Here is a 23767-nt window from a genome sequence, read left to right as displayed (position 1 = left end):
GTCCGGGAAGAGCCGAGTAAGAGCACCCGGGAACGGCCGGAAATCGGTCGCCGCGGCGCGGCCGATACCCTAGGGGCGTGACGTTCCCCGTAGTCGGCATGGTCGGCGGAGGCCAGCTCGCTCGTATGACACACGAGGCAGGCATCCCGCTCGGCATCAGGTTCAAGCTCCTCAGTGACACCCCTCAGGACTCCGCGGCGCAGGTCGTCAGCGATGTCGTCGTAGGCGACTACCGCGACCTCGACACGCTGCGTGCGTTCGCGCAGGGCTGTGACGTGATCACCTTCGATCACGAACACGTCCCCACCGAGCACCTCAGGGCCCTGGAGGCGGACGGTATCCCCGTGCGCCCCGGCCCCGACGCGCTGGTGCACGCCCAGGACAAGGGCGTGATGCGCGCGAAGCTCGACGCGATCGGCATCCCGTGCCCCCGGCACCGGATCGTGAGCGACCCGGCGGACGTGGCCGCCTTCGCGGCGGAAGGCCTTCCCGAGGGCGCCGAGGGAGACGGCTTCCCGGTCGTCCTCAAGACCGTCCGCGGCGGCTACGACGGCAAGGGCGTGTGGGTCGTCGACTCCGTCGAGGAGGCCCAGGACCCCTTCCGCGCCGGCGTCCCCGTCCTCGCCGAGGAGAAGGTCGACTACGTCCGCGAGCTCGCCGCCGACGTCGTACGGTCGCCGCACGGCCAGGCGGTGGCCTACCCGGTCGTCGAGTCGCAGCAGGTCAACGGCGTCTGCGACACCGTGATCGCCCCCGCGCCCGACCTCGACGAGACCCTTGCCCTCAAGGCCGAGGAGATGGCCCTGACCATCGCCAAGGAACTCGGCGTCGTCGGCCACCTCGCCGTCGAGCTGTTCCAGACCCGCGACGGCCGCATCCTCGTCAACGAGCTGGCGATGCGCCCGCACAACTCGGGCCACTGGACCCAGGACGGCGCGATCACCTCCCAGTTCGCCAACCACGTCCGGGCGGTCCTCGACCTCCCGCTCGGCGACCCGCGCCCCCGCGCGAAGTGGACCGTCATGGTCAACGTCCTCGGCGGCGACTACCCGGACATGTACTCCGCGTACCTGCACTGCATGGCCCGCGACCCCCAGCTGAAGATCCACATGTACGGCAAGGACGTGAAGCCCGGCCGCAAGGTGGGCCACGTCAACACCTACGGCGACGACCTGGACGACGTCCTCGAGCGCGCACGTCACGCAGCCGGCTACCTGAGAGGCACGATCACCGAATGAGTACCGCTGCCGGCCCCGTCGTGGGCATCGTCATGGGGTCGGACTCCGACTGGCCCGTCATGGAGGCCGCCGCCCAGGCCCTCGACGAGTTCGAGATCGACTACGAGGTCGACGTCGTCTCCGCGCACCGCATGCCGCGCGAGATGATCGCGTACGGCGAGCAGGCGGCCGACCGGGGCCTGAAGGTGATCATCGCCGGCGCGGGCGGCGCCGCCCACCTCCCGGGCATGCTCGCTTCCGTCACCCCGCTGCCGGTGATCGGCGTCCCCGTCCCCCTGAAGTACCTCGACGGCATGGACTCCCTCCTGTCGATCGTGCAGATGCCGGCGGGTGTGCCGGTCGCGACCGTGTCCGTCGCGGGCGCCCGCAACGCCGGCCTCCTCGCGGCCCGCATCCTGGCCACCCAGGACGACGAGCTCCTCTCCCGCATGCGCGACTTCCAGCAGGAACTGAACGACCAGGCCACCGAGAAGGGCAAGCGCCTGCGCACCAAGGTCGAGGGCAACGGCGGCGGCTTCGGCTTCGGGAAGTGACACGGATGACCTCCCTGGGGGAAGCCCGGGAGCTCCTCGCCGAGTTCCCGGTCGTCGACGGTCACAACGACCTGCCGTGGGCGCTGCGCGAGCAGGTCCGCTACGACCTCGACGCGCGCGACATCGCCGTACACCAGAACGCGCATCTGCACACCGACATCCCGCGCCTGCGCGAGGGCGGGGTGGGCGCGCAGTACTGGTCGGTGTATGTGCGTTCCGATCTGCCCGACGCGGTGCCCGCGACGCTCGAACAGATCGACTGCGTACGGCAGTTGCTGGCGCGGTACCCGGCGGACCTGGCGCCCGCGCGCACCGCCGCCGACATGGAGTCGGCACGGCGGGACGGCCGTATCGCGTCGCTGATGGGTGCGGAGGGCGGCCACTCCATCGCCAACTCCCTCGGCACGCTGCGGGGGTTGTACGCGCTCGGCGTGCGCTACATGACGCTCACCCACAACGACAACATCGACTGGGCGGACTCGGCGACCGACAAGCCGAACGTCGGGGGACTCACCGCCTTCGGCCGTGAGGTCGTGCGGGAGATGAACCGGCTCGGCATGCTGGTCGACCTCTCGCACGTGGCGGCGACGACGATGCGGGACGCGCTGGACGCGACCTCCGCGCCGGTGATCTTCTCCCACTCGTCGAGCAGGGCCGTCTGCGACCATCCTCGCAACATCCCGGACGACGTCCTGGAGCGCCTGCCGGGCAACGGCGGCGTCGCGATGGTGACGTTCGTACCGAAGTTCGTGCTCCAGGCGGCGGTCGACTGGACGGCCGCGGCCGACGAGAACATGCGCGCCCACGGCCTGCACCACCTCGACACGACCCCCGAGGCGATGAAGGTCCACCGCGCCTTCGAGGAACGCACCCCGCGCCCCGTCGCCACGGTCGCGACGGTCGCCGACCACCTCGACCACATGCGCGAGGTCGCCGGTATCGACCACCTCGGCATCGGCGGCGACTACGACGGCACGGCCTTCACCCCCGACGGCCTCGGCGACGTCTCCGGCTACCCGAACCTGATCGCCGAACTCCTCGACCGCGGCTGGTCCCGGACCGACCTGGCCAAGCTGACCTGGCAGAACTCGGTACGGGTGCTGGGCGCGGCGGAGGACGTGGCCCGGGAGCTTCAGGCGACCCGCGCGCCGTCCAACGCGACGATCGAGTCACTGGACGGCTGACCGTCGAGGGCGGGGTGGTCGGTGCAGCCGTCCGCCCCGCCCACGTACATCAGGCACCGGGGTGCCGGGCCGGTCCGCGCGGATCCGCCGGTACCACTCCGCCTCCGGATCGGCGTGGACGCCGTTGACCGTGCTCGCCGGGGCGGCCCTGGACGGGCCGCCCGCGGTCACTGAACCGGCCGACCCCCGAACGCCCCACCCACCGCGAAGCCGTGCCCGCTCCGTGCGACCGTGACCGTACTGCTGATCTCGCCGCCGATCACGACGTACGGAGCCCGCCATGGCCGACCTCCAGGACGAACTGAACACGACGACGGAGGTCGGCGAGTTCGACGGCCTCCCGGATCCTTTCGAGGCCGAGCCCTACACGCCCGTCTCCGACCCGGACACCGCGCCCCTGGAACGGGCGCACGCCATCCTCGCCGCGCACCCCGTCGCCGACGGCTACAGCGGGCTGCCGTGGGCCCTGCGGCATCTGCCCTGGTACGACCTGGAGCTCGGCGAGAGTGCCGTGGACACCGATGTGCCGCGGATGCGGGAGGGGCATGTCGGGGCGTTGCTCTGGTCGTTGCATCTGCCCGAGGGGCTGGCGGGGGACCGGGCGGTGGGGGCGACCCTGGAGCAGCTGGACCTCGTGAAGACCGTCGTGCAGGCCCACCCCGAGGGGCTGCGGCTGACGTACGCCGCCGGGCAGGTCACCGACGCGTGCCACTGCGGGCGCGTGGCCGTGCTGCTCGGGCCCGCCGGTGCCGCCGCCCTCGGCGACTCCCTCGGCATCCTGCGCTCCCTGCACTCCCTCGGCCTGCGCGCCCTCACCCTCACCGGCGCCTCCTGGGCCAGCGAGGCCGGCCTCACCCGCTTCGGTGAGGAGGTGGTCCGCGAGATGAACCGGCTCGGCGTGCTCGCCGACCTCTCCGGCGCCTCCGCCGGCACGATCCGCCGCGCCTTCGCGGTGTCCAAGTCGCCGGTCCTGTTCACCCGCTCCGCCGCCCGCGCCCTGCGCCCCCACCCCGCCAACCTCCCCGACGACCTGCTCGCAGAGCTGGGTGCCGCCAAGGGCCTGTGCATGGTGCCGCTGACCGCCGAGCAGACCGGGCCTTCGGTGCGGGACGTCGCCGACCATCTCGACCATGTGCGTGAGGTGGCGGGGCCGGAGTGCGTGGGCCTTTCGGGTACGTACGACGCCGGCACCGCCCATCCCCAGGACCTCGCCGACGCCTCCTGCTACCCGCATCTGATCGCCGAGCTCCTGCACCGCGGCTGGAACGAACCCGACATCGCCCTGCTCACCTGGGGCAACGTCCAACGCGTCCTGCGCACCGCCGACTTCACGGCCCGCGCCGCCCGGCAGCGCCGCGCGCCGTCGACGGCGAAGATCGCCGACCTGGACGGCTAGCGACGGCGCTCTACGGGTGGTCGATCCGGCAGAGGCAGAACGGATGTCCCGCCGGGTCGGCGAACACCCGGAAGTCCTCCTCCACCGGGTCGGCCTCCCGCCTCAGCAGCCGGGCACCCAGCTCCAGCACCCTCTTCTCCGCCGCGTCGACCTCCTCCCAGGTGGACCCGGCGTCCAGATCGAGATGGAACTGCTGCGCGTTCCCGCCCTCGCGCGGCCACGCCGGGGGCTGGAAGCCCGGCTCCAGGTTGAAGGCCAGCCGTGGCACCCCGGGCGCCTCCAGGACCACCCAGTCCTCCTCCTGGACCTGGGGCGTGCCGCCCACGATCGCCGCGTAGAACCCGGCGAGCGCCCGTGGGTCCGGGCAGTCGATCACTACCGAACGGAAACGTGCCACAGCCACGGCGGGCCCTCCTGGTTCAGCAGGCGCAGAGACAGAACGGGTGCCCCGCCGGATCCGCGTACACACGCCAGCCGCGCGAGCGGTCCTCGGCGTCCAGCGGCTTCGCGCCCAGCGCCAGCACGCCCGCCTCCGCAGCGTCCAGGTTCTCCACGGTCAGGTCCAGGTGGAACTGCTGCGAGTGGTCGGGTGCGGGCCACCGCGGGGCCACGAAGTCAGGGGAGCCCTGGAAGGCCAGCGACGGTCCGCCGGGCACCTTCAGGTCCACCCAGTCCCCCTCTCCCTCGACGGTGCCGCCGAGCACCTCGGCGTAGAAACCGGCGAGCGCGCCCGGGTCGGGACAGTCCAGGACGACGACACCCAACGTGGCGAGAGCCATGACTCCTCCTGTGTTACCTGTAGATGAGGTCAACCAGTAACGGTTACTGCATGCTGCCGCACAGGAGGTAACGTCGCAAGCATGAGTGAGAGATCGGCCGCGCCGGGGAGCCTGGCTCTGGTCGAGTCCCTGGTGAACACCCTGGACATCGAGTCCGGCGCCGACGCGCTGGACACCGAGGACGGCCGGGCCCGCTTCGGGCTCACCGACGACGAGGTCCCGGACGCCCGCGAGCTGCGCGAGTCGCTGCGCGCGGCCCTGCTGGCCCACGCCGGCCACCGACCGCACCACGAGGTGACCCCGCTGGGCGAGCTGCTGGTGCGGGCGCCCCTGCTGCTGATGGTCGACGCGGCGGACGGCTCGGCCGCCCTCGCCCCCGCCGACGTACGGCCCCTGCACTCCCGTATCGCCGCCGCCGTGGCCGAGGCCCTGGTCGCCGGTACCTGGCAGCGGCTCAAGGCCTGCGAGGCCGACACCTGCCACTGGGCGTACTACGACCGCAGCCCGGCCGGACGCGGGCGCTGGTGCTCGATGCAGGTGTGCGGGGCGCGCGCCAAGATGCGCCGGTACCGAGCCAAGTAGTTCCCCGGCCGCCGCACAGGCTGGTGGTGCAGAATGCAACAAGACGCCGGTTCGGCCGACTGAGCCTCGGCCGAACCGGCGTCCCCCTTCAATCGTTCCGTCGCCTACGGGGCGCGCCCCTACGGCTCTCTCACGCTGTAGGGCGGCCCATCGCCCGGTACGTCCAGCCCGCCTTGCGCCACAGCGCCGGGTCCAGCGCGTTGCGCCCGTCGAGGATCACCCGGGCCGCCGTGACCTCGCCGAGCGCCGCCGGGTCCAGCTCGCGGAACTCCCGCCACTCGGTGAGGTGCAGGACGACATCGGCGCCCCGTACCGCCTCCAGCGCGGTGTCGGCGTAGCCGAGCGTGGGGAAGACCTTGCGGGCGTTGTCCATGCCCTTCGGGTCGTAGACGGTGACCTGGCCGCCCTGGAGGTGGATCTGCCCGGCGACGTTCAGCGCGGGGGAGTCCCGGACGTCGTCCGAGTCGGGCTTGAAGGTGGCGCCGAGCACCGCGACCCGCTTGCCGAGGAACGGCCCGCCGCCCAGTATCTGCCGGGCCAGCTCCACCATCTGCCCGCGCTGACGCATGTTGATCGAGTCGATCTCGCGCAGGAAGGTCAGCGCCTGGTCGGCGCCGAGCTCACCGGCCCGCGCCATGAACGCCCGGATGTCCTTGGGCAGGCAGCCGCCCCCGAACCCGATCCCGGCCCGCAGGAACTTCGTCCCGATCCGGTCGTCGTACCCGATCGCCTCGGCGAGCTTGGCGACATCGCCGCCGGAGGCCTCGCACATCTCGGCCATCGCGTTGATGAAGGAGATCTTGGTGGCGAGGAAGGAGTTCGCGGACGTCTTCACCAGCTCGGCGGTCGGGAAGTCGGTGACGACGAACGGCGTCCCCTCGGAGACAGGTGTGGCATACACCTCGCGCAGCAGCTTCTCGGCCCGCTCGCTGCGTACGCCGGCCACGATCCGGTCCGGGTGCAGGGTGTCGTCGACGGCGAACCCCTCGCGCAGGAACTCCGGGTTCCAGGCCAGCTCGGCGTCCTCGCCGGCGGGGGCGTTCTCGGCCAGGTAGCGGGCGAGCCGGTCGGCGGAACCCACCGGGACCGTCGACTTGCCGACGACCAGGGCGGGCCCGGTCAGATGCGGGGCGAGGGAGGCGAAGGCGGAGTCGACGTACGACATGTCGCAGGCGTACTCGCCGTGCTTCTGCGGGGTGTTGATGCACAGGAAGTGGACGTCGCCGAAGGCCCCGACCTCGGCGAAGTCCATGGTGAAGCGGAGCCGTCCGGTGGACCCCTCGATCCCGGCGACGTGCTTGCGCAGGAGCTCGTCGAGGCCGGGCTCGAACATCGGGGCCTCGCCCCGCCGAAGCTTCTCGATCTTCTCGGCCACCACGTCCAGAGCGAGCACCTCGAAGCCCAGCTCGGCCATGGCGGCGGCGTGGGTGGCGCCGAGGTAGCCGGTGCCGATCACGGTGATCTTGAGGCTCATGGATGCTCCAGACGGGTACGGAGTGCGCTGCGCTGCCCGAGCATATCCGGGGCGTACGGAGGGCCTTCGCGGGGCACTTTCCCGCTGTCGCCAAGCTCACGTACCCCTCCCGTGAGCCGCCCCTTAAAATTTGAGTTACTTAACGGTAATTAGCGTCGGTAATCGCAGCGTTTGTTGGAGCGTGAGAGACCTTGGCCGGATCGGCTGACTTCGACCTGTACCGCCCGTCCGAGGAGCACGACATGCTCCGTGACGCGATCCGTTCACTGGCCGAGGCGAAGATCGCGCCGTACGCCGCCGCGGTGGACGAGGAGGCCCGTTTCCCGCAGGAGGCCCTGGAGGCGCTGGTCGCGAACGACCTGGCGGCCGTCCATGTCCCCGAGGAGTACGGCGGCGGGGGCGCCGACGCGCTCGCCACGGTGATCGTGATCGAGGAGGTGGCGCGCGTCTGCGTCTCGTCCTCCCTGATCCCGGCCGTGAACAAGCTCGGCTCCCTGCCGGTGATCCTCTCGGGCTCCGAGGACCTGAAGAAGAAGTACCTGACCCCGCTCGCCAAGGGCGACGCGATGTTCTCGTACTGCCTCTCCGAGCCGGAGGCGGGCTCGGACGCGGCCGGCATGACGACGAAGGCGGTCCGCGACGGCGACCACTACGTCCTGAACGGCGTGAAGCGCTGGATCACCAACGCGGGCGTGAGCGAGTACTACACGGTGATGGCCGTCACCGACCCCAGCAAGCGCTCGAAGGGCATCTCGGCCTTCGTCGTCGAGAAGTCGGACGAGGGCGTCTCCTTCGGCGCCCCCGAGAAGAAGCTCGGCATCAAGGGTTCCCCGACCCGTGAGGTCTACTTCGACAGCGTCCGTATCCCGGCCGACCGCATGATCGGCGAGGAGGGCACCGGCTTCGCCACGGCGATGAAGACCCTCGACCACACCCGCATCACCATCGCCGCCCAGGCCCTCGGTGTCGCGCAGGGCGCCCTCGACTACGCCAAGGGCTACGTCCAGGAGCGCAAGCAGTTCGGCAAGCCGATCGCCGACTTCCAGGGCATCCAGTTCATGCTCGCCGACATGGCCATGAAGATCGCCGCCGCCCGCGCCCTCACCTACCAGGCCGCGGCCGCCTCGGAGCGCGGCGACAGCGACCTGACCTTCCAGGGCGCGGCCGCGAAGTGCTTCGCGTCGGACGTGGCGATGGAGGTCACGACGGACGCGGTGCAGCTGCTCGGCGGGTACGGCTACACCCGTGACTACCCGGTGGAGCGCATGATGCGCGACGCCAAGATCACCCAGATCTATGAGGGCACGAACCAGGTGCAGCGGATCGTGATGGCAAGGAACCTTCCGTAGCGGGTTGTGCGGTTCAGAAGCTGTTCCACGTACGACAACAGCCGCCGGCGTCGCGCCGGGGGCTGTTGTCGTACGTTCACCCCCCATGCGTTCACCCCCATTGAAGCGGTCTTCGGTGCCTGGGCGGGGTCGTCGGGCGGGTTCCGTCGTGAACCCCCTTGTACTGAAATGCGCATGACATCCTGGGTCGAGGGGGGCACCCATGGCACGCGGAGTGCGCACGGTTGTGTTGTCCGTACTGGTGCTGGTCACGGCGGCGTTGTCGCCGCAGGGGGCCTCGGCGGCGGCCGGGTCGCAGGACCCTGGGTCGGCGCGGGTGTGCCCGGCCCCGGAGTCCGGCCGCTTCTCCTGTCTCGCCCTGGTCCGGACGAGGCCGGCGGGGAAGGGCAAGGCGGCACGGGCGGCCGCCGACGACACGCCCTTCGGCTACGGTCCCGCCGATCTGCAGAGCGCCTACCAACTGCCCTCGGGCACGGCCGGAACGGGCCGGACGGTGGCGGTGGTCGACGCGTACGACAACCCCAACGCGGCCGACTCTCCCGGCCACCCACTCCAACCGCGACGCGTCCGCCGACTACCAGCGGCACAGCGTCGACCTGTCCGCGTACGCCGGGAGGACGGTGACGCTCGCCTTCACCGTGACGTCGAAGGATGCGGCGACCGACTTCGCGCTGGACGACATCACCCTGAGGGTGGGATAGGGCCCAGGCTCTCAGTCGTCCAGGCCCTCCGCCGCCCGCCTCTCCCGCAGTTCCACGATCGCCCGGCGGCGGGCCAGCCGGTGGGTGCGGCGGATCTGCGCCTCCTGGTAGCGGCGCCTGTCCTTCTCCGTCTCCGGGAGGACCGGCGGTACCCGGCGGGGCTTGCCGTCGGAGTCCACGGCCGCGAAGACCAGGTACGCGGAGCCGACCTGGGTGGGCGGGGTGGACTCGTTCCAGCGCTCGGCCAGGACCCGGACACCGACCTCCATGGAGGTGCGGCCGGTCCAGTTGACCTGCGCCTTCACATGCACCAGGTCGCCGACGCGGACCGGCTCCAGGAACGCCATCTCGTCCATGGACGCGGTGACCGCGGGCCCGCCGCTGTGCCGGCCGGCCACGGCGCCCGCCGCGTCGTCGACCAGCTTCATGATCACACCACCGTGCACGGTGCCCAGCAGGTTGGTGTCGTTGTGGGTCATGATGTGGCTGAGCGTGGTCCGGGACGCCGAGGTGGGCTTGCCGGGGATTTCGGCGGGGGCGGGGATTTCCCCGGTGTCGGAGATATCCGCGGTGTCCGATTCCGTGGCCGGGGCCTGGTCTGTCATGGCCTCCACCTTATGCCGAGGCGACATTCGCGGACTTTGTGTTGGGTTCGCAACAGCAGTGCCCTGATTTTCCTACGACCCTTGTAAAGGGCACAGCCGCTGCCTGCACACTGGGCCCCATGAATGATTGGCCCGAGGCATGGTCCGACGACAACCGCAACCGGTACGGACGCGGCAGCGCCAACGCACAGCCCGAGGGTGCGCGTGCGATGCGGCAGGTCCGCCGGCCCGCCTCGGGCGCGTACGGGGGCTCCGGCCCGTCCGCCCCGCCGTACGGCGGCGGGGTTCCCCAGCAGCCGTCGTACGCGGACGGCGGCCAGGGGTACGGCGGCTACGGCCACGACTCCGCGGCCGACGGCTACGACAGCGGCTACAACACCGGCCACGTCTACGGCGGCGGTGGCCCCGGCGGTTCCGGTGGCCCCGGTGAGGCCCGGCCGCGGCCGAACTGGCGGCGCCGTATCAAGTGGACGGCGATCGTGGTCGTGACCGGGCTGGTCGTGACGACCGTCGGCACGTACTTCTGGGCCGACGGCAAGCTGCACCGCGATGTCGACCTGTCCAAGGTCATCGACCGTCCGGCGTCCGGTGACGGCACGAACTACCTGATCGTCGGCTCCGACAGCCGCGCCGGGCTCTCCTCCGAACAGAAGAAGAAGCTGCACACGGGCTCGGCCGAGGGCAAGCGCACGGACTCGATGATGATCCTGCACGTCGGCGACAGCGGCGACACCCTGATCTCGCTGCCGCGCGACTCGAACGTGACCATCCCCTCGTACAAGGGGTCGACGTCCGGCAAGACCTACCCGGCCACGGGCCGGCAGACGAAGCTGAACGCCGCGTACGCGGAGGACGGCCCGACGCTCCTCGTGCGCACCGTCGAGGCCAACATGGGCCTGCACATCGACCACTACGTCGAGATCGGCTTCGCCGGTTTCGCGAACATCGTGGACGCGGTCGGCGGTGTGACGATCGACATCGACCAGGGCTTCAAGGACAAGTACTCGGGCGCGAACTTCAAGGCGGGCAAGCAGACGCTGAACGGCGAGCAGGCGCTGGCCTTCGTCCGTACCCGGCACGCCTTCGCGGCGAGCGACCTGCAACGCACCAAGAACCAGCAGAAGTTCCTCTCCGCGCTGGCGCACCAGGTGGCGACCCCGTCCACCGTCCTCAACCCCTTCAAGCTGTACCCGACGATGGGCGCGGGCCTGGACTCCCTCACCGTCGACAAGGACATGAGCCTGTGGGACCTGGCGTCCATGTTCTGGGCGATGAAGGGCGTCAGCGGCGGTGACGGCACCTCGATGAACATGCCGATCTCCGGCTCCGTCGGCGGCAACCTCGTCTGGGACAAGGCGAAGGTGAAGACGCTGGTGAACGAGCTCAACAACGACCAGAAGGTCACGGTGTCGAGTGACTGACGGCAACAACGGCAGACCGCCCTTCGGGGCGGTTCTGTGTGACGTCGACCATGTGATCCGGACCTTCGACTCCTCACGTCTGCAGGCGCTGGAGCGGGTCGCCGGGATCGCGGAGGGCACCACCGGGAAGGTGGCGTTCGCACCGGAGACGGTCACGCCCCTGGTGCTGGGCGAGATCACCTCGCAGGAGTGGGCGGAGGCGATCGCGGAGGGCCTCGCCGGGCTGGTGTCCGAGCCGCAGACGGCGTACGAACTGGCCCTGGCCCTGCTGGAGTCGCCCTTCCACGCGGACGACGAGGTGGTCTCCCTCCTCCGCCGCGCCCGCGTCCGTGTCCCGCTGGTCCTCGTGTCCAACGCGGCCCTGGAGCTGGAGTCCGACCTGGACTCCCTGGGGCTGAGCGACCTCGCCGACCACGTCGTCAACAGCGCACGGGTCGGCATCGCCAAGCCGGACCCGCGTATCTACCGATTGGCCGCGGAGCTGGCCGGAGTGGCTCCCGAGCGTTGCCTCTTCCTCGACGACAGCGAGGAGAACGTGGAGGCGGCGGCCGCGCTGGGGATGCGGGCGGTGTGCTTCCGGGAGGCGGCGGATCTGGAGCGGGCGCTGGAGCCGCTGTTCAGCTGACGGCTCCGGAGGCGAGCAACGCGGTGCAGGGCAGCACCAACCTCCCTGTCCCGTCCAGGAGTTCGGTGCCGAGACGCTCGTACTCCCGCCTGATCCGTACGACCGTCTCCGGACTCTGCGAGCCGACGACCCGCCCGACGTTGCCGATCCCGGCGGCGGCCCCGCTCCACCATTCGTCCACCCCGGCCCGGTGCTCCCAGCGGACCTCGCGGCACCGCACCTCCCGGAACCCGGCCTCGGCGAGCAGTCCCGCGAGCCCGTCCGCGGTCCGCTCGAAGTCCTCGCCGGGGTCGAGGCGCGGCAGATAGTCCGGCGCCACGGCCCCCGCGGCCTCGCAGGCCCGCCCCAGCAGCTCCATCCCGACGTTCGGCCCACCACCCCAGACGGTCACGGCGACCCGTCCGCCCGATCGCAGCACCCGCCGCGACTCGGCGAGCGCGGCGCGGGGCCGACCGACGTGGTTGAGCACGAAGTTGGCGAGTACGGCATCGAACTCGCCGCCGGGAAAAGGAAGTTCGGGCAGAACGGCGACGCTCGCATCGACCCCGTGCCCCCGAGCCACCCGCACCATGCCCTCGTCGGCGTCGACGCCCACCACCCGCGCCCCACGCTCCAGCGCCGCGAGGGCCACCGCCCCCGTCCCGGTCCCGACATCCAGGACCCGCGCCCCCACCGCCACTCCACCGGCGTCCAGCAACGCCCCCACCGGATGAGCACACAGCCGCGCGAAACTCCCCGCGTACGCCTCGGCCCGCCCGCCCCACATCTCCCGCTCGGCCGCGTCGAAGGCCTCCGTCGTGTCGATCACGGGGTCAGCCTGCCCCACCGCACGGCCGAGGGCACCCGCCGACGCGGGTGCCCTCGATCACGCTCGGGCGCTCGTCACATCGTCGCGCCCGCCATCGCCCGGCACATCTCCGCGCAGCGGCGACACGCCTCCGCGCAGCGCATCATCATCCGGTCGTCCGGCATGGACATACACGCCTCGGCGCACATGTCGCAGGCCTTGGCGCACATCGCGCACATCTCGGCGGACATGGGCGAGCGGCGCATCATCATGTCCGCGCACATGCGGGTCATCTCGGAGCAGTCCATGAGGGCGCGCATGATCTGCATCTGGGCCTGGCCGCCCATCTGCATGCAGGAGCTCATGGTCTCCTCGCACATGGTGTGGGCCGTCATGCAGGCCTCGACGCAGTCCTGCATCTCCTTGGACATGGCCGTCATGGGTCCGGTCTGGGTCATGGCTCCTCCTGGAGGGAACTCGAAGGGCCCGGGGCGGGCCCCGTGTGTCTCCCGTCCTACGCCCGCCCGGGACCCGGCGCCATCGGGCGGACGCCAACAATCCGCAACGTAAGCCACCGGAGTGCACCATTCTCGGCATTCCGTCAGGGCGATGCCGCAGGCCCATTGGGGTTACGGCTCCGCGTGGTCACGAACACACCACCTGGTCCCCGGTCACCACCGCGCTCTGCGTCTGCGGCGGCTCCTCGGCCCGTACCTTCCGCACGTCCCTGAAGTCCGCCCCCGCGATCACCTTCAGGGTCGGCCCCAGCCCCTTCACCGCCCGTAGCTCGCTCCCGGGCAGGGCGACCGCCAGGGACTTCGCGGAGCGGTCCCAGCGGGGGTCGTACTCGACGATCGTCCGTTTCACCGTGCGGTCGGTCGCGTTCGCCGGCAGGTGGGTCGTCTGGAAGCCCGTCCCCGCGAGCGCGGCGTCCACCCGCTTGCCGAGGCCGCCGGTGGCCGTGCCGTTCTCGACCTGGACGCGGATCTGCTTCGGGGGCACCTGGACGGTGACCGTCCTGGGGAGGGGTTTGCGGACGGTGAGGGGCTTGTCGTCGCTGAGGTTCCGGAAGAGGGCGTCGGCCTTGGCGGTGTCCCACTTCAGGGTCGAGCCGACACCCTTGACGGCGTAGCCCATCTGACCGATGGGGACCGTCGTGAACTCCGAGGACGAGGGCGAGAAGTCACGCATCGCCCGTCCCAGGTCGAGGAGTTCGTCCGTGCCGAAGCCCTTGTCCGCGCGGACCGAGCCCAGAACCGCGTGCGTCACGTCGCGGAACTTCATGGGGTTCAGGAGGATTCCGGAGGACGTGGCGCGCTCGACGAGCGCGGCCAGGAAGCGCTGCTGACGCTTCATCCGGCCGAGGTCGGAGGCGCCGTCGACATGGCGGGCGCGCACGTACTGGAGGGCCTGGCCGCCCATGAGGGTGTGGGTGCCGGCGGGGAGGTCCAGGCCGGTGTAGGTGTCCTTCAGGGGCTCCGTGGTGCAGATCTTGACGCCGCCGAGCACGTCCACCGTCTTCATGAAGCTGATGAAGTCGACCTCCAGATAGTGGTCGATCTTCACGTGGGTCATCTTCTCGACCGTGCGCACGGTGAGGTTCGGGCCGCCCTCCGCGTAGGCCGCGTTGATCTTGATCGGATGATCGGCCCTGCCGTCGGCGTTCGGCACCTCGGCGTACGAGTCGCGCGGCAGGCTCACCACGCTGGCCCGCTCCCGGTCCTCCGAGATGTGCACGATCATGATCGTGTCGGTGCAGTGGCAGGGGGCGCCGCCCAGGTGGAAGCGGTGACGTTCCTGCTCGGTGACCTGGTCACGGCCGTCCGTGCCGACCAGCAGGATGTTCATGCCGTGGCCGGCCCGGGGGCGGTTCTTCATGTCCTTGAAGGGGTCGACGCGGGCGATGTCCGCGTCGAGACCGGTGATCACCGCGTGCCCGATCCCGGCCGAGGCGAGGACGACCACGGAGAGCGTCGTCACCGCCCGCATCGCCCAGCGCGGTCTGCGGGGCTTGCGCACGGGCGGCCGCGGGCCGCCCCGCTGTTGCGGGGTGCGGGGCGGCCCGGAGCGGCGCTGCGGGCGGGCGGGGGCGGCGGACCGGGGCTGCGTGGGCAAGGGGAGGACACCTCCGGGCGACGGCCGTACGTGGGATCGTGAGCACCGTAGGTCCATACGATCTGTGGCCCGGTCCGCCGCCCCGGTCGGGCGCGGAGCTGTCCCCCGTTCGCGGTAACGTGAGCACCGATGAACGCCAATTCCGACGTGCAGCTCCCCGCCGTTTCTGTGATCATGCCCGTCCTCGACGAGGAGCGGCATCTGCGCGGAGCCGTCCAAGCGATCCTCGCGCAGGAGTACGCCGGCGAGCTGGAAGTCGTGATCGCCCTCGGTCCGTCCACGGACCGCACGGACGAGATCGCCGCCCAGCTCGTGGCAGAAACCGCGTCCGACCCGAGCAAGCGTGTGTACACCGTCCCGAACCCGACCGGCCGCACGCCCGCCGCCCTCAACGCCGCGATCAAGGCATCCCGACACCCGATCGTCGTCCGCGTCGACGGCCACGGCATGCTCTCGCCGAACTACATCGCCACCGCCGTACGGCTCCTGGAGGAGACCGGCGCGCAGAACGTCGGCGGCATCATGCACGCCGAGGGCGAGAACGACTGGGAGCACGCGGTCGCCGCCGCGATGACCTCGAAGATCGGGGTCGGCAACGCGTCCTTCCACACGGGAGGGGCCGCGGGCGAGGCCGAGACCGTCTACCTCGGCGTCTTCCGGCGCGAGGCCCTGGAGCGGCAGGGCGGCTACAACGAGGAGTTCATCCGCGCCCAGGACTGGGAGCTGAACTTCCGCATCCGGGAGGCCGGCGGGCTGATCTGGTTCTCGCCGGAGCTGCGGGTGTCGTACCGGCCGCGGCCGAGCGTCAGGGCGCTGGCCAAGCAGTACAAGGACTACGGCCGCTGGCGGCACGTCGTCGCCCGCTACCACGAGGGCTCCATCAACCTGCGCTACCTCGCCCCGCCGACGGCGGTGCTGGCCATCGCGGCGGGCATCGTGATCGGCGCTCTGGTCACCCCGCTGGGGTTCGTGATCCCCGGCGGCTATCTCGCGGCGATAGTCCTCGGGTCGGTTCCGGCCGGCAAGGGGCTTCCGCTCAAGGCGCGGCTGCAGATTCCCGTGGCGCTCGCCACCATGCACATGTGCTGGGGCTGGGGCTTCCTGACCAGCCCGAAGTCGCTGGCCAAGCGGGTCATCGCGTCCCGGCGGCCCGCGGTGCTCGCCTCCGACTGAGCGCCGCGGGGCCCCCGTCGACCCGGACTACCAGGTGTAGTCCGGGTCGACGTGCATACACGCCTTGGTGTCCGCCCCGTTGAGCGCGCTCGCCGACTTCGGCGTGGTGTCGTCGTCCGCGGTGTACTTGGTGCCGGAGCGCCAGTCCGCGCCGACGACCAGGGTGACGCCGCTGACGTCGGTCGACTTCTCCACCTGGCTGGTCGGAATCCCGAGGGCCTTGGCCACCCGCTGGGCGTCGCCCTCCAGGTCGGCGCTCGGATAGCGGATCACCGTCTCGTCCTCGCTGAGCAGGGTGGAGGAGTCGGCCTTGGCCTCGTCGAAGCCCTTGCCGACGAGGAGCTGGGCGATCGCGCTCGCACGACCGCTCACCGGGCCGAGCGTGCTGCTCTTCGTACCGTTCTGCACCCGCACGGCGATCTTGTCGTCGGTCGCGGCCGGGTCGGCGGACGTCTTGGTCTTCGTCTTCTTCTTGTCCTTGCCGTCCAGCGCGATGTCCTCGCGGACCAGCCGCCACAGCTTCGCCGCGTCGGTCGGTTTCGGCAGCACCCGGTTGCCGTCGGAGGAGTACACCCACGGCATCGTCGTCATGGTGATGCGCTGGGTGGGGACCTTCCTCAGCTCCTTGCTCAGGGCGTAGAGCTTGGTCACGGTCCCGAGCCCCTTGTCGACCGTCAGCGCCTCGGTCGCGGTCTCGGCCAGGGCGCGCAGCTTGCCGGGGTTGCTGAGCGTGGCGTTCTCGCGCAGCTGGCGGACCATCGAGTTCATGTACATGTGCTGGGCCTTGGTGCGCGCGATGTCACTGCCGTCCTCGAAGCCGTAGCGCGTGCGCAGCCACTGCAGGGCCTGCTTGCCCTTGACCGAGGTGGTGCCCTTCTTCAACTTGAGGCCCGAGCCGTGGCCGGAGGAGGTGTGGGAGTAGATGTCGGCGTCCACGCAGACCGGGACGCCGCCGATGGCGTCGGCCATGGAGACCACGCCCGCGAAGTCGACCATCACGAAGTGGTCGATGTGGATGTCGGTGAGCTTCTCCCAGGTGGCCACCGTGCAGCCGGGGCCGCCGCGCTCCAGGGAGGCGTTGGTCATCGTCGAGGTGGTCGCCGCGTACGTCTTCTTGGTGTCCGGGTCCGTGCACGTGGGGATGTCGACGAGCGTGTCGCGGGGCATGCTCACGACCGACATGTTGGTGCGGTCGGCGGAGACGTGCAGCAGCATCTGGACGTCGGCGCGCGGGGCGGTGTTGTACGTGCTCTTCGCGCCGCCGAGCTTCTGGTTCTCCTTGGAGTCCCGGGCGTCGGAGCCGATCAGGAGGATGTTCAGCGGGGTCTGGCCGGCCGAGTTCGCCTTCGACTTGGCCGCGCGGTCCTTCTTGTCCCCGATGTTGAGGTCGTCCTTCTTGATGTTGTCGTCGAGGTGCCGGAGGTAGAGGTAACCGGCGCCCGCCGCGCCGACCATGACCACCGCCATGACCATCGCCGACCAGAGCATTATTCGGTGTCTCCGGCGCTTGCGGTCCCCGTCCGGGCTGCCGACCCCGCGTCTGCGTCGGCCCCCGCCGCTGCCGTGCCGCCGCTGCTCCGGCACTCTCTCGCCGCCCTGCGGAGTGAGGGACATCGTGTCCTCGACCGCAGGCACACTGCTCTGCGCCAACTCCCTGTCCTTTCAAACCCTTGCGCCCCGGGCTCTTCGGACGTGAGCGCGCCTCATCATTCTGCAGACAGTTAGGAGTCAGCTGTGGGTCACCATGTGAAACCCGGATTAACGTGCATGCGGGCCCGAGCACTGGATCGCCCACAGTATCCGCACAGGTGGGCGTCCAGTGCCGACGGTCGGTTCGGCCGCGGGGAGTCCCTACCAGCGGTAGGGCGCGTACACGTCCATGCACTGGCTCTTGTCCGAGCCGTTGATGGCGTCGGTTCCGCTGGGCAGGTCGCCCGCCTTGGGCTTGGACTGCTTCGGATACGCGGTGCCGGTACGCCAGTCGGCGCCGACGACGACCGTGACCCCCGAGACGTCGGTGGACCGTTTCACCGAACTCAGCGGAATGCCCAGGGACTTGGCGATGCGCTGGGCGTCGCCCTCCAGTTCGGCGCTCGGATAGCGCACGACCGTCCTGTCCTCGGACAGGCCTGCCGTCGCGTCCTTGGACGCCTTGGTGAACCCCTTCGCCGTCAACTCCTCGGCGATGGCGCCCGCGCGCCCGGGAACCGGGCCGAGCGTGGAGGACTGGGTGGCGTTCTGCACGACGACGCCGATCTGCCCGTCGGGCGCCGAAGGGGCCTTGGTGGCCTCCTCCTTGGCCTTCGTCTGCTTCGAACTCGACGCCTTGCCCTTGTTGTCCAGGGGCACGTCGTCGCGGAGCATCTCCCACAGCTGGTCGGCGGCGGCCCCGTTCGGCACGAGGTGGTCCTTGTTCTGCGGGTCCTCGACGTTCGGCATCGTCACCGAGGTGATGCGGTCCGCCGGCACCGACTTGAGCTGCATGCCCAGGTCGTACAGCTTCTTCACGGTGCCGATCTCCTCGGAGACCGACAGCGACTTGGTGGCCGCCTCCGCCAGGTCCATCAGCCGGCCCGTGTCGGTGAACACGTTCTGGCCCTTGAGCTCGCGGATCATTGAGTTCAGGTACATGTGCTGGGCGCGGGCCCGCATCAGGTCGCTGCCCCAGGCGTGCCGGGTGCGCAGCCACTGCAGGGCCTGCTTGCCCTCGACCTTGTGGGTGCCGGCGGTCAGCTTGAGACCGGAGCCGCCGGGCACCGCGGCCGTCGGGTGGTCCCACACGTTCTGCCTGACGCACACGTCGACGCCGCCGACGGCGTCGGCCATCCGCACCACGCCCGAGAAGTCGATCGTCATCCAGTGGTCGATGTAGACCCCGGTGAGGTTCTCCCAGGTGGCCAGTGTGCAGCCGGCGCCGCCCCGGGCCAGCGACTCGTTGATGATCGTGTTGGTCGCCGGGTACGTCTTGCCGGTCTTGGGGTCCGTGCACTTGGGGATGTCGACCCGGGTGTCCCGGGGGATGCTCACCATCGCCGCGCTCTTGCGGTCTGCGGAGAGGTGGATCAGCATCTGCACATCGCCGAGCGGCGGGCTGCCGCGGTCGTACTTGGCGCCGCCCAGCTTCACGTTCTCGTCGGAGTTACGGCTGTCGGAGCCGATCAGCAGGATGTTGAGCGGCGTCTGCCCGGCCGCGTTGGCCGCGGTCTTGCGCGCCTTGGCGTCACCGCTGCTGCGCTCGCCCTTGTGGATGTTGCCGTTGAGATGCTCGTAGTACAGGTAACCGGCGCCGGCCGTCCCGAGTATCACCACGGACAGCACGATGGCGGACCATCTGAGCGCCCGCCGTCCCCGCCGGGGCCCGCCCCGACGATGACCACCGCCCCCCGCGGCCTCCGCACCGGATCTGCCGGAACCGTCGCTCGCCTCCCGCACCCCTCGCTCGCCGTCGGAAGCCTTCAGGACGCCCCCTCGCGTCCCCTCCCCACGCACACTGCTCTGCGTCATTCCCCGTCCTCCCCACCCTTGCGCCAAGTTCACGGGCCTGCCTTGCGTCCTGTTAGACGCACGACAGGCCCGTCAGGTCACTTCGCGCACTCGACCTTGTCGGCCGTGGTCTTGTCGACGTCCGGCGCCTTGGTCGACGCGGAGTACGACTCTCCCGCCCCCGGGAAGTCCTTGCCCAGGGTCAGCGTCATCGTCGGCAGACCCTGGTCGTTGGTCACGCTCTTCCCGGGCTTCAGCTGCGCCCCGGACAGGCCCAGGATGGCCGCGAGGCGGCGGGCCTGGTCGGCCTGGGCGGGGGCGTACTCGAGCGTGGTCTTCGCCTGGGCCGCGTCCGCGTTGCCCGCGTTCGAGGACTTCAGCACACCGGCGTCGTTCTGCAGGTAGTTGAGCTCGGCCTGTGCGCTGCCGGCCGCCGCACCGCCGTTGAGGATCTGCACCCGGACCTCGGAGGCGGCCGACTTGGTGCCCTTGAGCCGGGCGGCCGCGGCGGCGGCCTCCTTCTTCTTCTCCGCCTTGACCGCGGTGAAGGAGACGTCGTTCTTGATCGCGTCGAAGACCGGCTGGGCCGTGTTCGGGTTGAGGACGACGGTCGCCTTCACCTTCTCGGCCGGGTTGTCGATCACCGGAACCGTGGTGAACGTCAGGTTCTTCGGGTTGAGCTTGCCCAGCTCCAACCCGAGGTCCTTCAGCTTGCCGATGCTGTTCAGGTTGGAGTCGACGGTCAGCGCCTTGGTGCCCGCCTCGGCGATCTTCACCATCTTCGTCGGGTCGGTGAGCGTGTCGTTCGACTTCAACTTGCGCATCAGCGCGCTGAGGAACTGCTGCTGCAGCGTGATCCGGCTCAGGTCGCCGCCGAAGCCGACCGCGTGCCGGGTGCGTACGAAGGCGAGCGCGGTCTCGCCCTGGATGTGCTGCATGCCCTTTTTCAGGTTGAGGTGCGAGTCCGGGTCGTTGATGTCCTTGCCGAGGCAGACATCCACCCCGCCGACCGCCGTGGTCAGCGTCTTGACCGCGTTGAAGTCGGCCACCATGAAGTTGTCCGGCGTGATCCCGGTCAGCTCGGTCACCGTGCGCGCGGTGCAGCTGGGCGTACGGTCGTCCTGCCCGAGGCTGGTGTTGAAACGGACGTTGCTGGTGCCCGCGATGACCTTCTCGGTGCCGTCGGCCAGCTTGGTCGGGCAGTCCGGGATGTCCGTGATCAGGTCGCGCGGGATGCTCAGTGCGGTCGCGTTCGAGCGGTCCTTGGAGACGTGCAGCAGGATCGTCGTGTCCGCGTGCCCGACGCTGCCGGAGTCGCCGTACTTGGTGTTGCCCTTGCCGGTGCGCTTGTCGGTGCCGATCAACAGGATATTGATCGCCTTGCCCTTGCTGAAGCCACCGGTGCTCGCGCCGTCGTCGGAGACGGACGTGATGTTGTCGTTGAGGTGCTTGATGTAGAGATAGGCGCCACCGGCAGCGGCGACCAGCACAAAGGCCATGGTCCCGCCCGTCCACAGCAGAACCTTCTTGGCCTTGCCCTTCTTCTTCACCGGCCGTCGGCCGCGCCGCCCCGGAAGAGGCTCCTCGGGCACACCCCGCCGACGCCGCGGCGGAGGAATGTCCCGCCCGGGCGCCCGCTCCGGAGCCACCGTACGACTGCGCACGGCACCCCCCGCCGCCCGCGGTGCGGATCTACGGGGGCTGGGCACCACCGATTGCGGTGCGGAAGGGGTCAGTCGCAGTTCGTATTCACCGGTGTTCGGATTGAGCACCCACTGGTCTGCGGGATCGATGTCATCCGCCCGCCCACGGCCTGTCGCGTCCACGATTGTCCGAATCCTCCGTCGGGGCGCGGCGCCTTCCCCCCTAGGCGCTCGGGTCTCGGTCACACAGTGCTCGACGCCAGGAAGGACCTCGCGGCGGGATGCACCGGACCGCTCACACTATCCGGCCTGTTCAGCCCCCAGTGACGACGGTGAGAAATTCCACGCCCGGGGGCAGGCCAATTCGCCCTTTTTCTCGGACATAAGTGCGGTGATTTGGTGAGCGCTTTACCTGCAGGAGTCCTCGGCGGCCGTGTTCCCCCGGAACGTGGGTGCGGGGGAATTGCTGTTCGACGGCTCCCCGGCCCCGGCATTTCCCGACTTTCCGTCGCCGCTCCCGTACTCCTGGTGACCATCCGCCACCGAAACGGGCTCATCGGCCCGCAATCGCGTGAACAGCCGCTGCGCCTCCGGCTCCACCAGCTGGTCGCGATTGGAGTCGTATGCGTACGACTCCCTCGGAACGGTCAGGAACTGCACCCGTTTCGTGGGGATGTCCCGCAGCCCGCGCACAAGGTCGTACAGCCCGCGCAGACTCGCCAGCCCCGGATCGGTCGTCAGGGACGACGTGGCGGCATCGAGCACCGGGTACAGCTTCACCGGATTCAGCAGTACGTCGTTGCTCTGGACCTTGTTGACCAGCGCGCCCAGGAAGCTCTGCTGACGGTCCATCCGCTCGGTGTCGCTTCCGTCCCCCAACGACTTCCGCGCCCGCACGTACCCCAGGGCCTGCTCCCCGTCGAGCGTCACGCGCCCGGCGGGCAGCTTCAGCTTGGCGGCCTTGTCGTCGATCGGCTCGCTCAGACAGACCTGCACCCCGTCCACGGCGTCGACCATCTCCTTGAACCCCCGGAAGTCGACGACGACATGATGATCGATCCGAATGTCCGTCAACTGCTCGACGGTCCGGATGGTGCAGGCCGAACCGCCGGTCTCGAAGGCGGAGTTGAACATCACGAACGCGGGGTCGGACCGAGTCCCGTCGGCCCGCAGACAGGCCGGCACGTCCACCATCAGGTCCCGGGGCAACGAGATCGCGGTGGCGGCCCGCCGCCCGGCGGCGAGGTGCAACAGGATCGTCGTGTCGGACCGCTCGGTCCCCGAGTCCCTCCCGTACCGGGAGTTCCCGTCCCCGGCCCGCGAGTCGGACCCGATCAACAGAATGTTCTGAGCGTCCTTGGCCAGCGAGGTGGGCCGCTCCTTCTCGTACCGGGCGAGCTCCGCGGCGGCGGCGTTGTCGGCCGTGATGTTCCCGTCGAGCTTGACGTACACGGCCCACCCACCGACCCCGGCACCTACGACGACCAGGGCGATGCCGACCCCACCCCACTTGACCCACTTCCGCCGACGCCGCCGTATGAGCCCCCTGCCGGAAGCGGACGAGCCCGCACCGGGACCAAGGGTGCCAACGGTCTCGGTCACGTGCGGCTCCACCCCTCATGGCGACGGACGTACTTGTCCTACAACCATGGCCCGGAGAGGGCGGTGAAGGCGTGCGGTACTGCTCCAGTCGGGTGAGTGGAGATCTTTCAGGGGCGCGGGACTGTATCCATGTGCGGCTCCATCAATGGGCGGCTCCGCCGCGTGGGCGCGGCCGGCCCCCACCCACCCGCAGCCGCCACTCAACAGCCTGTCCCCGTCTCAGCGGCGCACCACACCCACCCGCTCACTCTCCACCCGCTTGGCAAGCCCCTCTTCCCCCAGCTCCTCCAGATGCCGGCACAACACCACGGACCCCCCGACGGCAAGCGGCCCGTACAACCCGGCGTTCAACCCCTCCCAGGTGTCGTACGACAACCCGGACAGGATCCTCGAACCGGGCCCCGTGAGCCCCACTTCCGCCGCCTCCGCCCGAGCCCGCTCCACGACCTCGGCCGCGCTGAACTCCCGCCCGGCCACGATCAACGCCGCCTCCTCGGGATCCACCGGCGCGAACGCCACAAACCGATCTCCTTGACTCGGCACCTCGACGGCGTAGTCCACGAACCCGTCCGGAACCTGCGGGAACCGCCCACCCAACGGCCGCAACGCGAGAGCGACCCGCTCTCCACGACAGGCCCGAGCCGCCTCCAGGGAATCCGGCCCGCTCACCACGACGTCGGCGACACCCGGATCCCCGCCCACATCGGCGACGACCCCCACCGACGCGCAGGCGAGCAACCACACGGCGGTCTGCCAATGCGCGGGAAGCAACAGCGCAACCCGGTCACCGGGGCCGGCGGCAAGGTCCCCTTGAAGGAGATTCGCCGTCTTGGCCACCCAATTGGCGAAGGTCGCCACGGACAGTTCGACCCGCTCGCCAGTGGCGTCGTCGTAGAACGTCACCAGAGGACGTCCGGGATCCGCGGCCAGCGCGGAAGACAGCAGGTCGGCAGGGGTGCGATCACTGGCGTTCACCCGCGCAAGCGTACGCGGCCGCCTCCCGACGCACCGGCCGCCGACGCCACCGGTTCGGCGCAACGGGAACCGACGCCCCGTCAGTTCCCGAATGGACAGACA

Annotated in this window: 21 protein-coding genes; 9 read left to right on the top strand and 12 right to left on the bottom strand. The window is 70.1% G+C overall.

What is annotated here, in order from left to right:
* The first annotated feature begins 77 nt into the window (after positions 1 to 77).
* From ACWC09_RS05640 to ACWC09_RS05625, 4 genes are all read left to right on the top strand, one after another.
* Positions 78 to 1238 (top strand): 5-(carboxyamino)imidazole ribonucleotide synthase, encoded by a 1161-nt coding sequence (locus tag ACWC09_RS05640; RefSeq protein WP_450848810.1) that lies wholly within the window; start codon positions 78 to 80, stop codon positions 1236 to 1238.
* Entirely contained in the window at positions 1235 to 1771 is a 537-nt protein-coding gene (gene purE, locus ACWC09_RS05635; protein ID WP_450848808.1) for a 5-(carboxyamino)imidazole ribonucleotide mutase, read from the top strand. Before ACWC09_RS05640 ends, purE begins: the two co-directional genes overlap by 4 nt.
* Before the next feature lie 5 nt (positions 1772 to 1776).
* Positions 1777 to 2955, top strand: a complete 1179-nt coding sequence (locus tag ACWC09_RS05630) for a dipeptidase (protein ID WP_450848806.1) — start codon at positions 1777 to 1779, stop codon at positions 2953 to 2955.
* Between the two features lie 280 nt (positions 2956 to 3235).
* Entirely contained in the window at positions 3236 to 4351 is a 1116-nt protein-coding gene (locus ACWC09_RS05625; RefSeq protein ID WP_450848805.1) for a dipeptidase, read from the top strand.
* A 10-nt stretch (positions 4352 to 4361) separates the two neighbouring features.
* On the opposite strand, the gene ACWC09_RS05620 is transcribed toward ACWC09_RS05625, so the two are convergent.
* Positions 4362 to 4754 (bottom strand): VOC family protein, encoded by a 393-nt coding sequence (locus ACWC09_RS05620; protein WP_450848803.1) that lies wholly within the window; start codon positions 4752 to 4754, stop codon positions 4362 to 4364.
* A 16-nt stretch (positions 4755 to 4770) separates the two neighbouring features.
* A complete protein-coding gene (locus ACWC09_RS05615) occupies positions 4771 to 5130 on the bottom strand; it encodes a VOC family protein (protein ID WP_450848802.1) in 360 nt (119 codons plus the stop codon).
* An 81-nt stretch (positions 5131 to 5211) separates the two neighbouring features.
* On the opposite strand from ACWC09_RS05615, the gene ACWC09_RS05610 reads away from it, so the two are divergent.
* Positions 5212 to 5712, top strand: a complete 501-nt coding sequence (locus ACWC09_RS05610; protein ID WP_450848800.1) for a CGNR zinc finger domain-containing protein — start codon at positions 5212 to 5214, stop codon at positions 5710 to 5712.
* 130 nt (positions 5713 to 5842) lie between these two features.
* Here ACWC09_RS05610 and ACWC09_RS05605 read toward each other — a convergent pair whose 3' ends face one another.
* The gene (locus ACWC09_RS05605) at positions 5843 to 7186 is read right to left on the bottom strand and encodes a UDP-glucose dehydrogenase family protein (protein ID WP_450848798.1); all 1344 of its coding nucleotides are present in this window, start codon (positions 7184 to 7186) and stop codon (positions 5843 to 5845) included.
* 191 nt (positions 7187 to 7377) lie between these two features.
* Between ACWC09_RS05605 and ACWC09_RS05600 the strand changes: the two genes are divergently transcribed.
* Positions 7378 to 8535, top strand: a complete 1158-nt coding sequence (locus ACWC09_RS05600) for an acyl-CoA dehydrogenase (protein WP_450848796.1) — start codon at positions 7378 to 7380, stop codon at positions 8533 to 8535.
* A gap of 712 nt (positions 8536 to 9247) precedes the next feature.
* On the opposite strand, the gene ACWC09_RS05595 is transcribed toward ACWC09_RS05600, so the two are convergent.
* On the bottom strand, positions 9248 to 9841 hold the full coding sequence (locus ACWC09_RS05595; RefSeq protein WP_450848795.1) for an acyl-CoA thioesterase: 594 nt from the start codon (positions 9839 to 9841) through the stop codon (positions 9248 to 9250).
* Between the two features lie 119 nt (positions 9842 to 9960).
* Between ACWC09_RS05595 and ACWC09_RS05590 the strand changes: the two genes are divergently transcribed.
* Entirely contained in the window at positions 9961 to 11262 is a 1302-nt protein-coding gene (locus tag ACWC09_RS05590) for an LCP family protein (protein WP_450848793.1), read from the top strand.
* Positions 11255 to 11887 carry an HAD family hydrolase gene (locus ACWC09_RS05585; protein WP_450848791.1) on the top strand — a complete coding sequence of 211 codons (633 nt, stop codon included), beginning with the start codon at positions 11255 to 11257 and terminating at the stop codon, positions 11885 to 11887. Before ACWC09_RS05590 ends, ACWC09_RS05585 begins: the two co-directional genes overlap by 8 nt.
* Here the strand turns inward: ACWC09_RS05585 and ACWC09_RS05580 are convergent.
* The 3 genes from ACWC09_RS05580 to ACWC09_RS05570 form a co-directional block, all read right to left on the bottom strand.
* Positions 11880 to 12695, bottom strand: coding sequence for a class I SAM-dependent methyltransferase (locus ACWC09_RS05580; RefSeq protein WP_450848789.1), 816 nt, complete (start codon positions 12693 to 12695; stop codon positions 11880 to 11882). The two genes, ACWC09_RS05585 and ACWC09_RS05580, sit on opposite strands and share 8 nt — an antisense overlap.
* A 74-nt stretch (positions 12696 to 12769) precedes the next feature.
* Entirely contained in the window at positions 12770 to 13132 is a 363-nt protein-coding gene (locus ACWC09_RS05575) for a four-helix bundle copper-binding protein (RefSeq protein ID WP_450848787.1), read from the bottom strand.
* A gap of 187 nt (positions 13133 to 13319) precedes the next feature.
* Positions 13320 to 14789 carry an LCP family protein gene (locus tag ACWC09_RS05570; RefSeq protein WP_450848785.1) on the bottom strand — a complete coding sequence of 490 codons (1470 nt, stop codon included), beginning with the start codon at positions 14787 to 14789 and terminating at the stop codon, positions 13320 to 13322.
* 129 nt (positions 14790 to 14918) lie between these two features.
* Between ACWC09_RS05570 and ACWC09_RS05565 the strand changes: the two genes are divergently transcribed.
* Entirely contained in the window at positions 14919 to 15962 is a 1044-nt protein-coding gene (locus tag ACWC09_RS05565) for a glycosyltransferase family 2 protein (protein WP_450848783.1), read from the top strand.
* A 27-nt stretch (positions 15963 to 15989) separates the two neighbouring features.
* Here the strand turns inward: ACWC09_RS05565 and ACWC09_RS05560 are convergent, their stop codons facing one another.
* From ACWC09_RS05560 to ACWC09_RS05540, 5 genes are all read right to left on the bottom strand, one after another.
* Positions 15990 to 17576 carry an LCP family protein gene (locus tag ACWC09_RS05560; RefSeq protein WP_450849120.1) on the bottom strand — a complete coding sequence of 529 codons (1587 nt, stop codon included), beginning with the start codon at positions 17574 to 17576 and terminating at the stop codon, positions 15990 to 15992.
* A gap of 237 nt (positions 17577 to 17813) precedes the next feature.
* On the bottom strand, positions 17814 to 19466 hold the full coding sequence (locus ACWC09_RS05555; protein WP_450848782.1) for an LCP family protein: 1653 nt from the start codon (positions 19464 to 19466) through the stop codon (positions 17814 to 17816).
* 77 nt (positions 19467 to 19543) lie between these two features.
* Positions 19544 to 21271: an LCP family protein gene (locus tag ACWC09_RS05550; protein WP_450848780.1), complete on the bottom strand. Its 1728-nt coding sequence runs from the start codon at positions 21269 to 21271 to the stop codon at positions 19544 to 19546.
* A 225-nt stretch (positions 21272 to 21496) separates the two neighbouring features.
* Positions 21497 to 22690 carry an LCP family protein gene (locus ACWC09_RS05545; RefSeq protein WP_450848778.1) on the bottom strand — a complete coding sequence of 398 codons (1194 nt, stop codon included), beginning with the start codon at positions 22688 to 22690 and terminating at the stop codon, positions 21497 to 21499.
* 219 nt (positions 22691 to 22909) lie between these two features.
* Complete coding sequence (locus ACWC09_RS05540; protein WP_450848776.1) at positions 22910 to 23665, bottom strand: TIGR03089 family protein; 756 nt, start codon at positions 23663 to 23665, stop codon at positions 22910 to 22912.
* Positions 23666 to 23767: the final 102 nt, after the last annotated feature.

The sequence above is a fragment of the Streptomyces sp. NPDC001617 genome (assembly GCF_053596855.1).
Note: the sequence above shows the minus strand (reverse complement) of the source record. Positions and strands in the feature narration are given on the sequence as shown.

Excerpts from the sequence above, each read along its gene's own strand:
- ACWC09_RS05575 (WP_450848787.1), bottom strand. The coding sequence starts at position 13,132 with ATGACCCAGACCGGACCCATGACGGCCATGTCCAAGGAGATGCAGGAC.
- ACWC09_RS05625 (WP_450848805.1), top strand. The coding sequence starts at position 3,236 with ATGGCCGACCTCCAGGACGAACTGAACACGACGACGGAGGTCGGCGAG.
- ACWC09_RS05605 (WP_450848798.1), bottom strand. The coding sequence starts at position 7,186 with ATGAGCCTCAAGATCACCGTGATCGGCACCGGCTACCTCGGCGCCACC.
- ACWC09_RS05555 (WP_450848782.1), bottom strand. The coding sequence starts at position 19,466 with ATGACGCAGAGCAGTGTGCGTGGGGAGGGGACGCGAGGGGGCGTCCTG.
- purE (WP_450848808.1), top strand. The coding sequence starts at position 1,235 with ATGAGTACCGCTGCCGGCCCCGTCGTGGGCATCGTCATGGGGTCGGAC.
- ACWC09_RS05630 (WP_450848806.1), top strand. The coding sequence starts at position 1,777 with ATGACCTCCCTGGGGGAAGCCCGGGAGCTCCTCGCCGAGTTCCCGGTC.
- ACWC09_RS05565 (WP_450848783.1), top strand. The coding sequence starts at position 14,919 with ATGAACGCCAATTCCGACGTGCAGCTCCCCGCCGTTTCTGTGATCATG.
- ACWC09_RS05595 (WP_450848795.1), bottom strand. The coding sequence starts at position 9,841 with ATGACAGACCAGGCCCCGGCCACGGAATCGGACACCGCGGATATCTCC.
- ACWC09_RS05615 (WP_450848802.1), bottom strand. The coding sequence starts at position 5,130 with ATGGCTCTCGCCACGTTGGGTGTCGTCGTCCTGGACTGTCCCGACCCG.
- ACWC09_RS05560 (WP_450849120.1), bottom strand. The coding sequence starts at position 17,576 with ATGTCCCTCACTCCGCAGGGCGGCGAGAGAGTGCCGGAGCAGCGGCGG.
- ACWC09_RS05590 (WP_450848793.1), top strand. The coding sequence starts at position 9,961 with ATGAATGATTGGCCCGAGGCATGGTCCGACGACAACCGCAACCGGTAC.
- ACWC09_RS05610 (WP_450848800.1), top strand. The coding sequence starts at position 5,212 with ATGAGTGAGAGATCGGCCGCGCCGGGGAGCCTGGCTCTGGTCGAGTCC.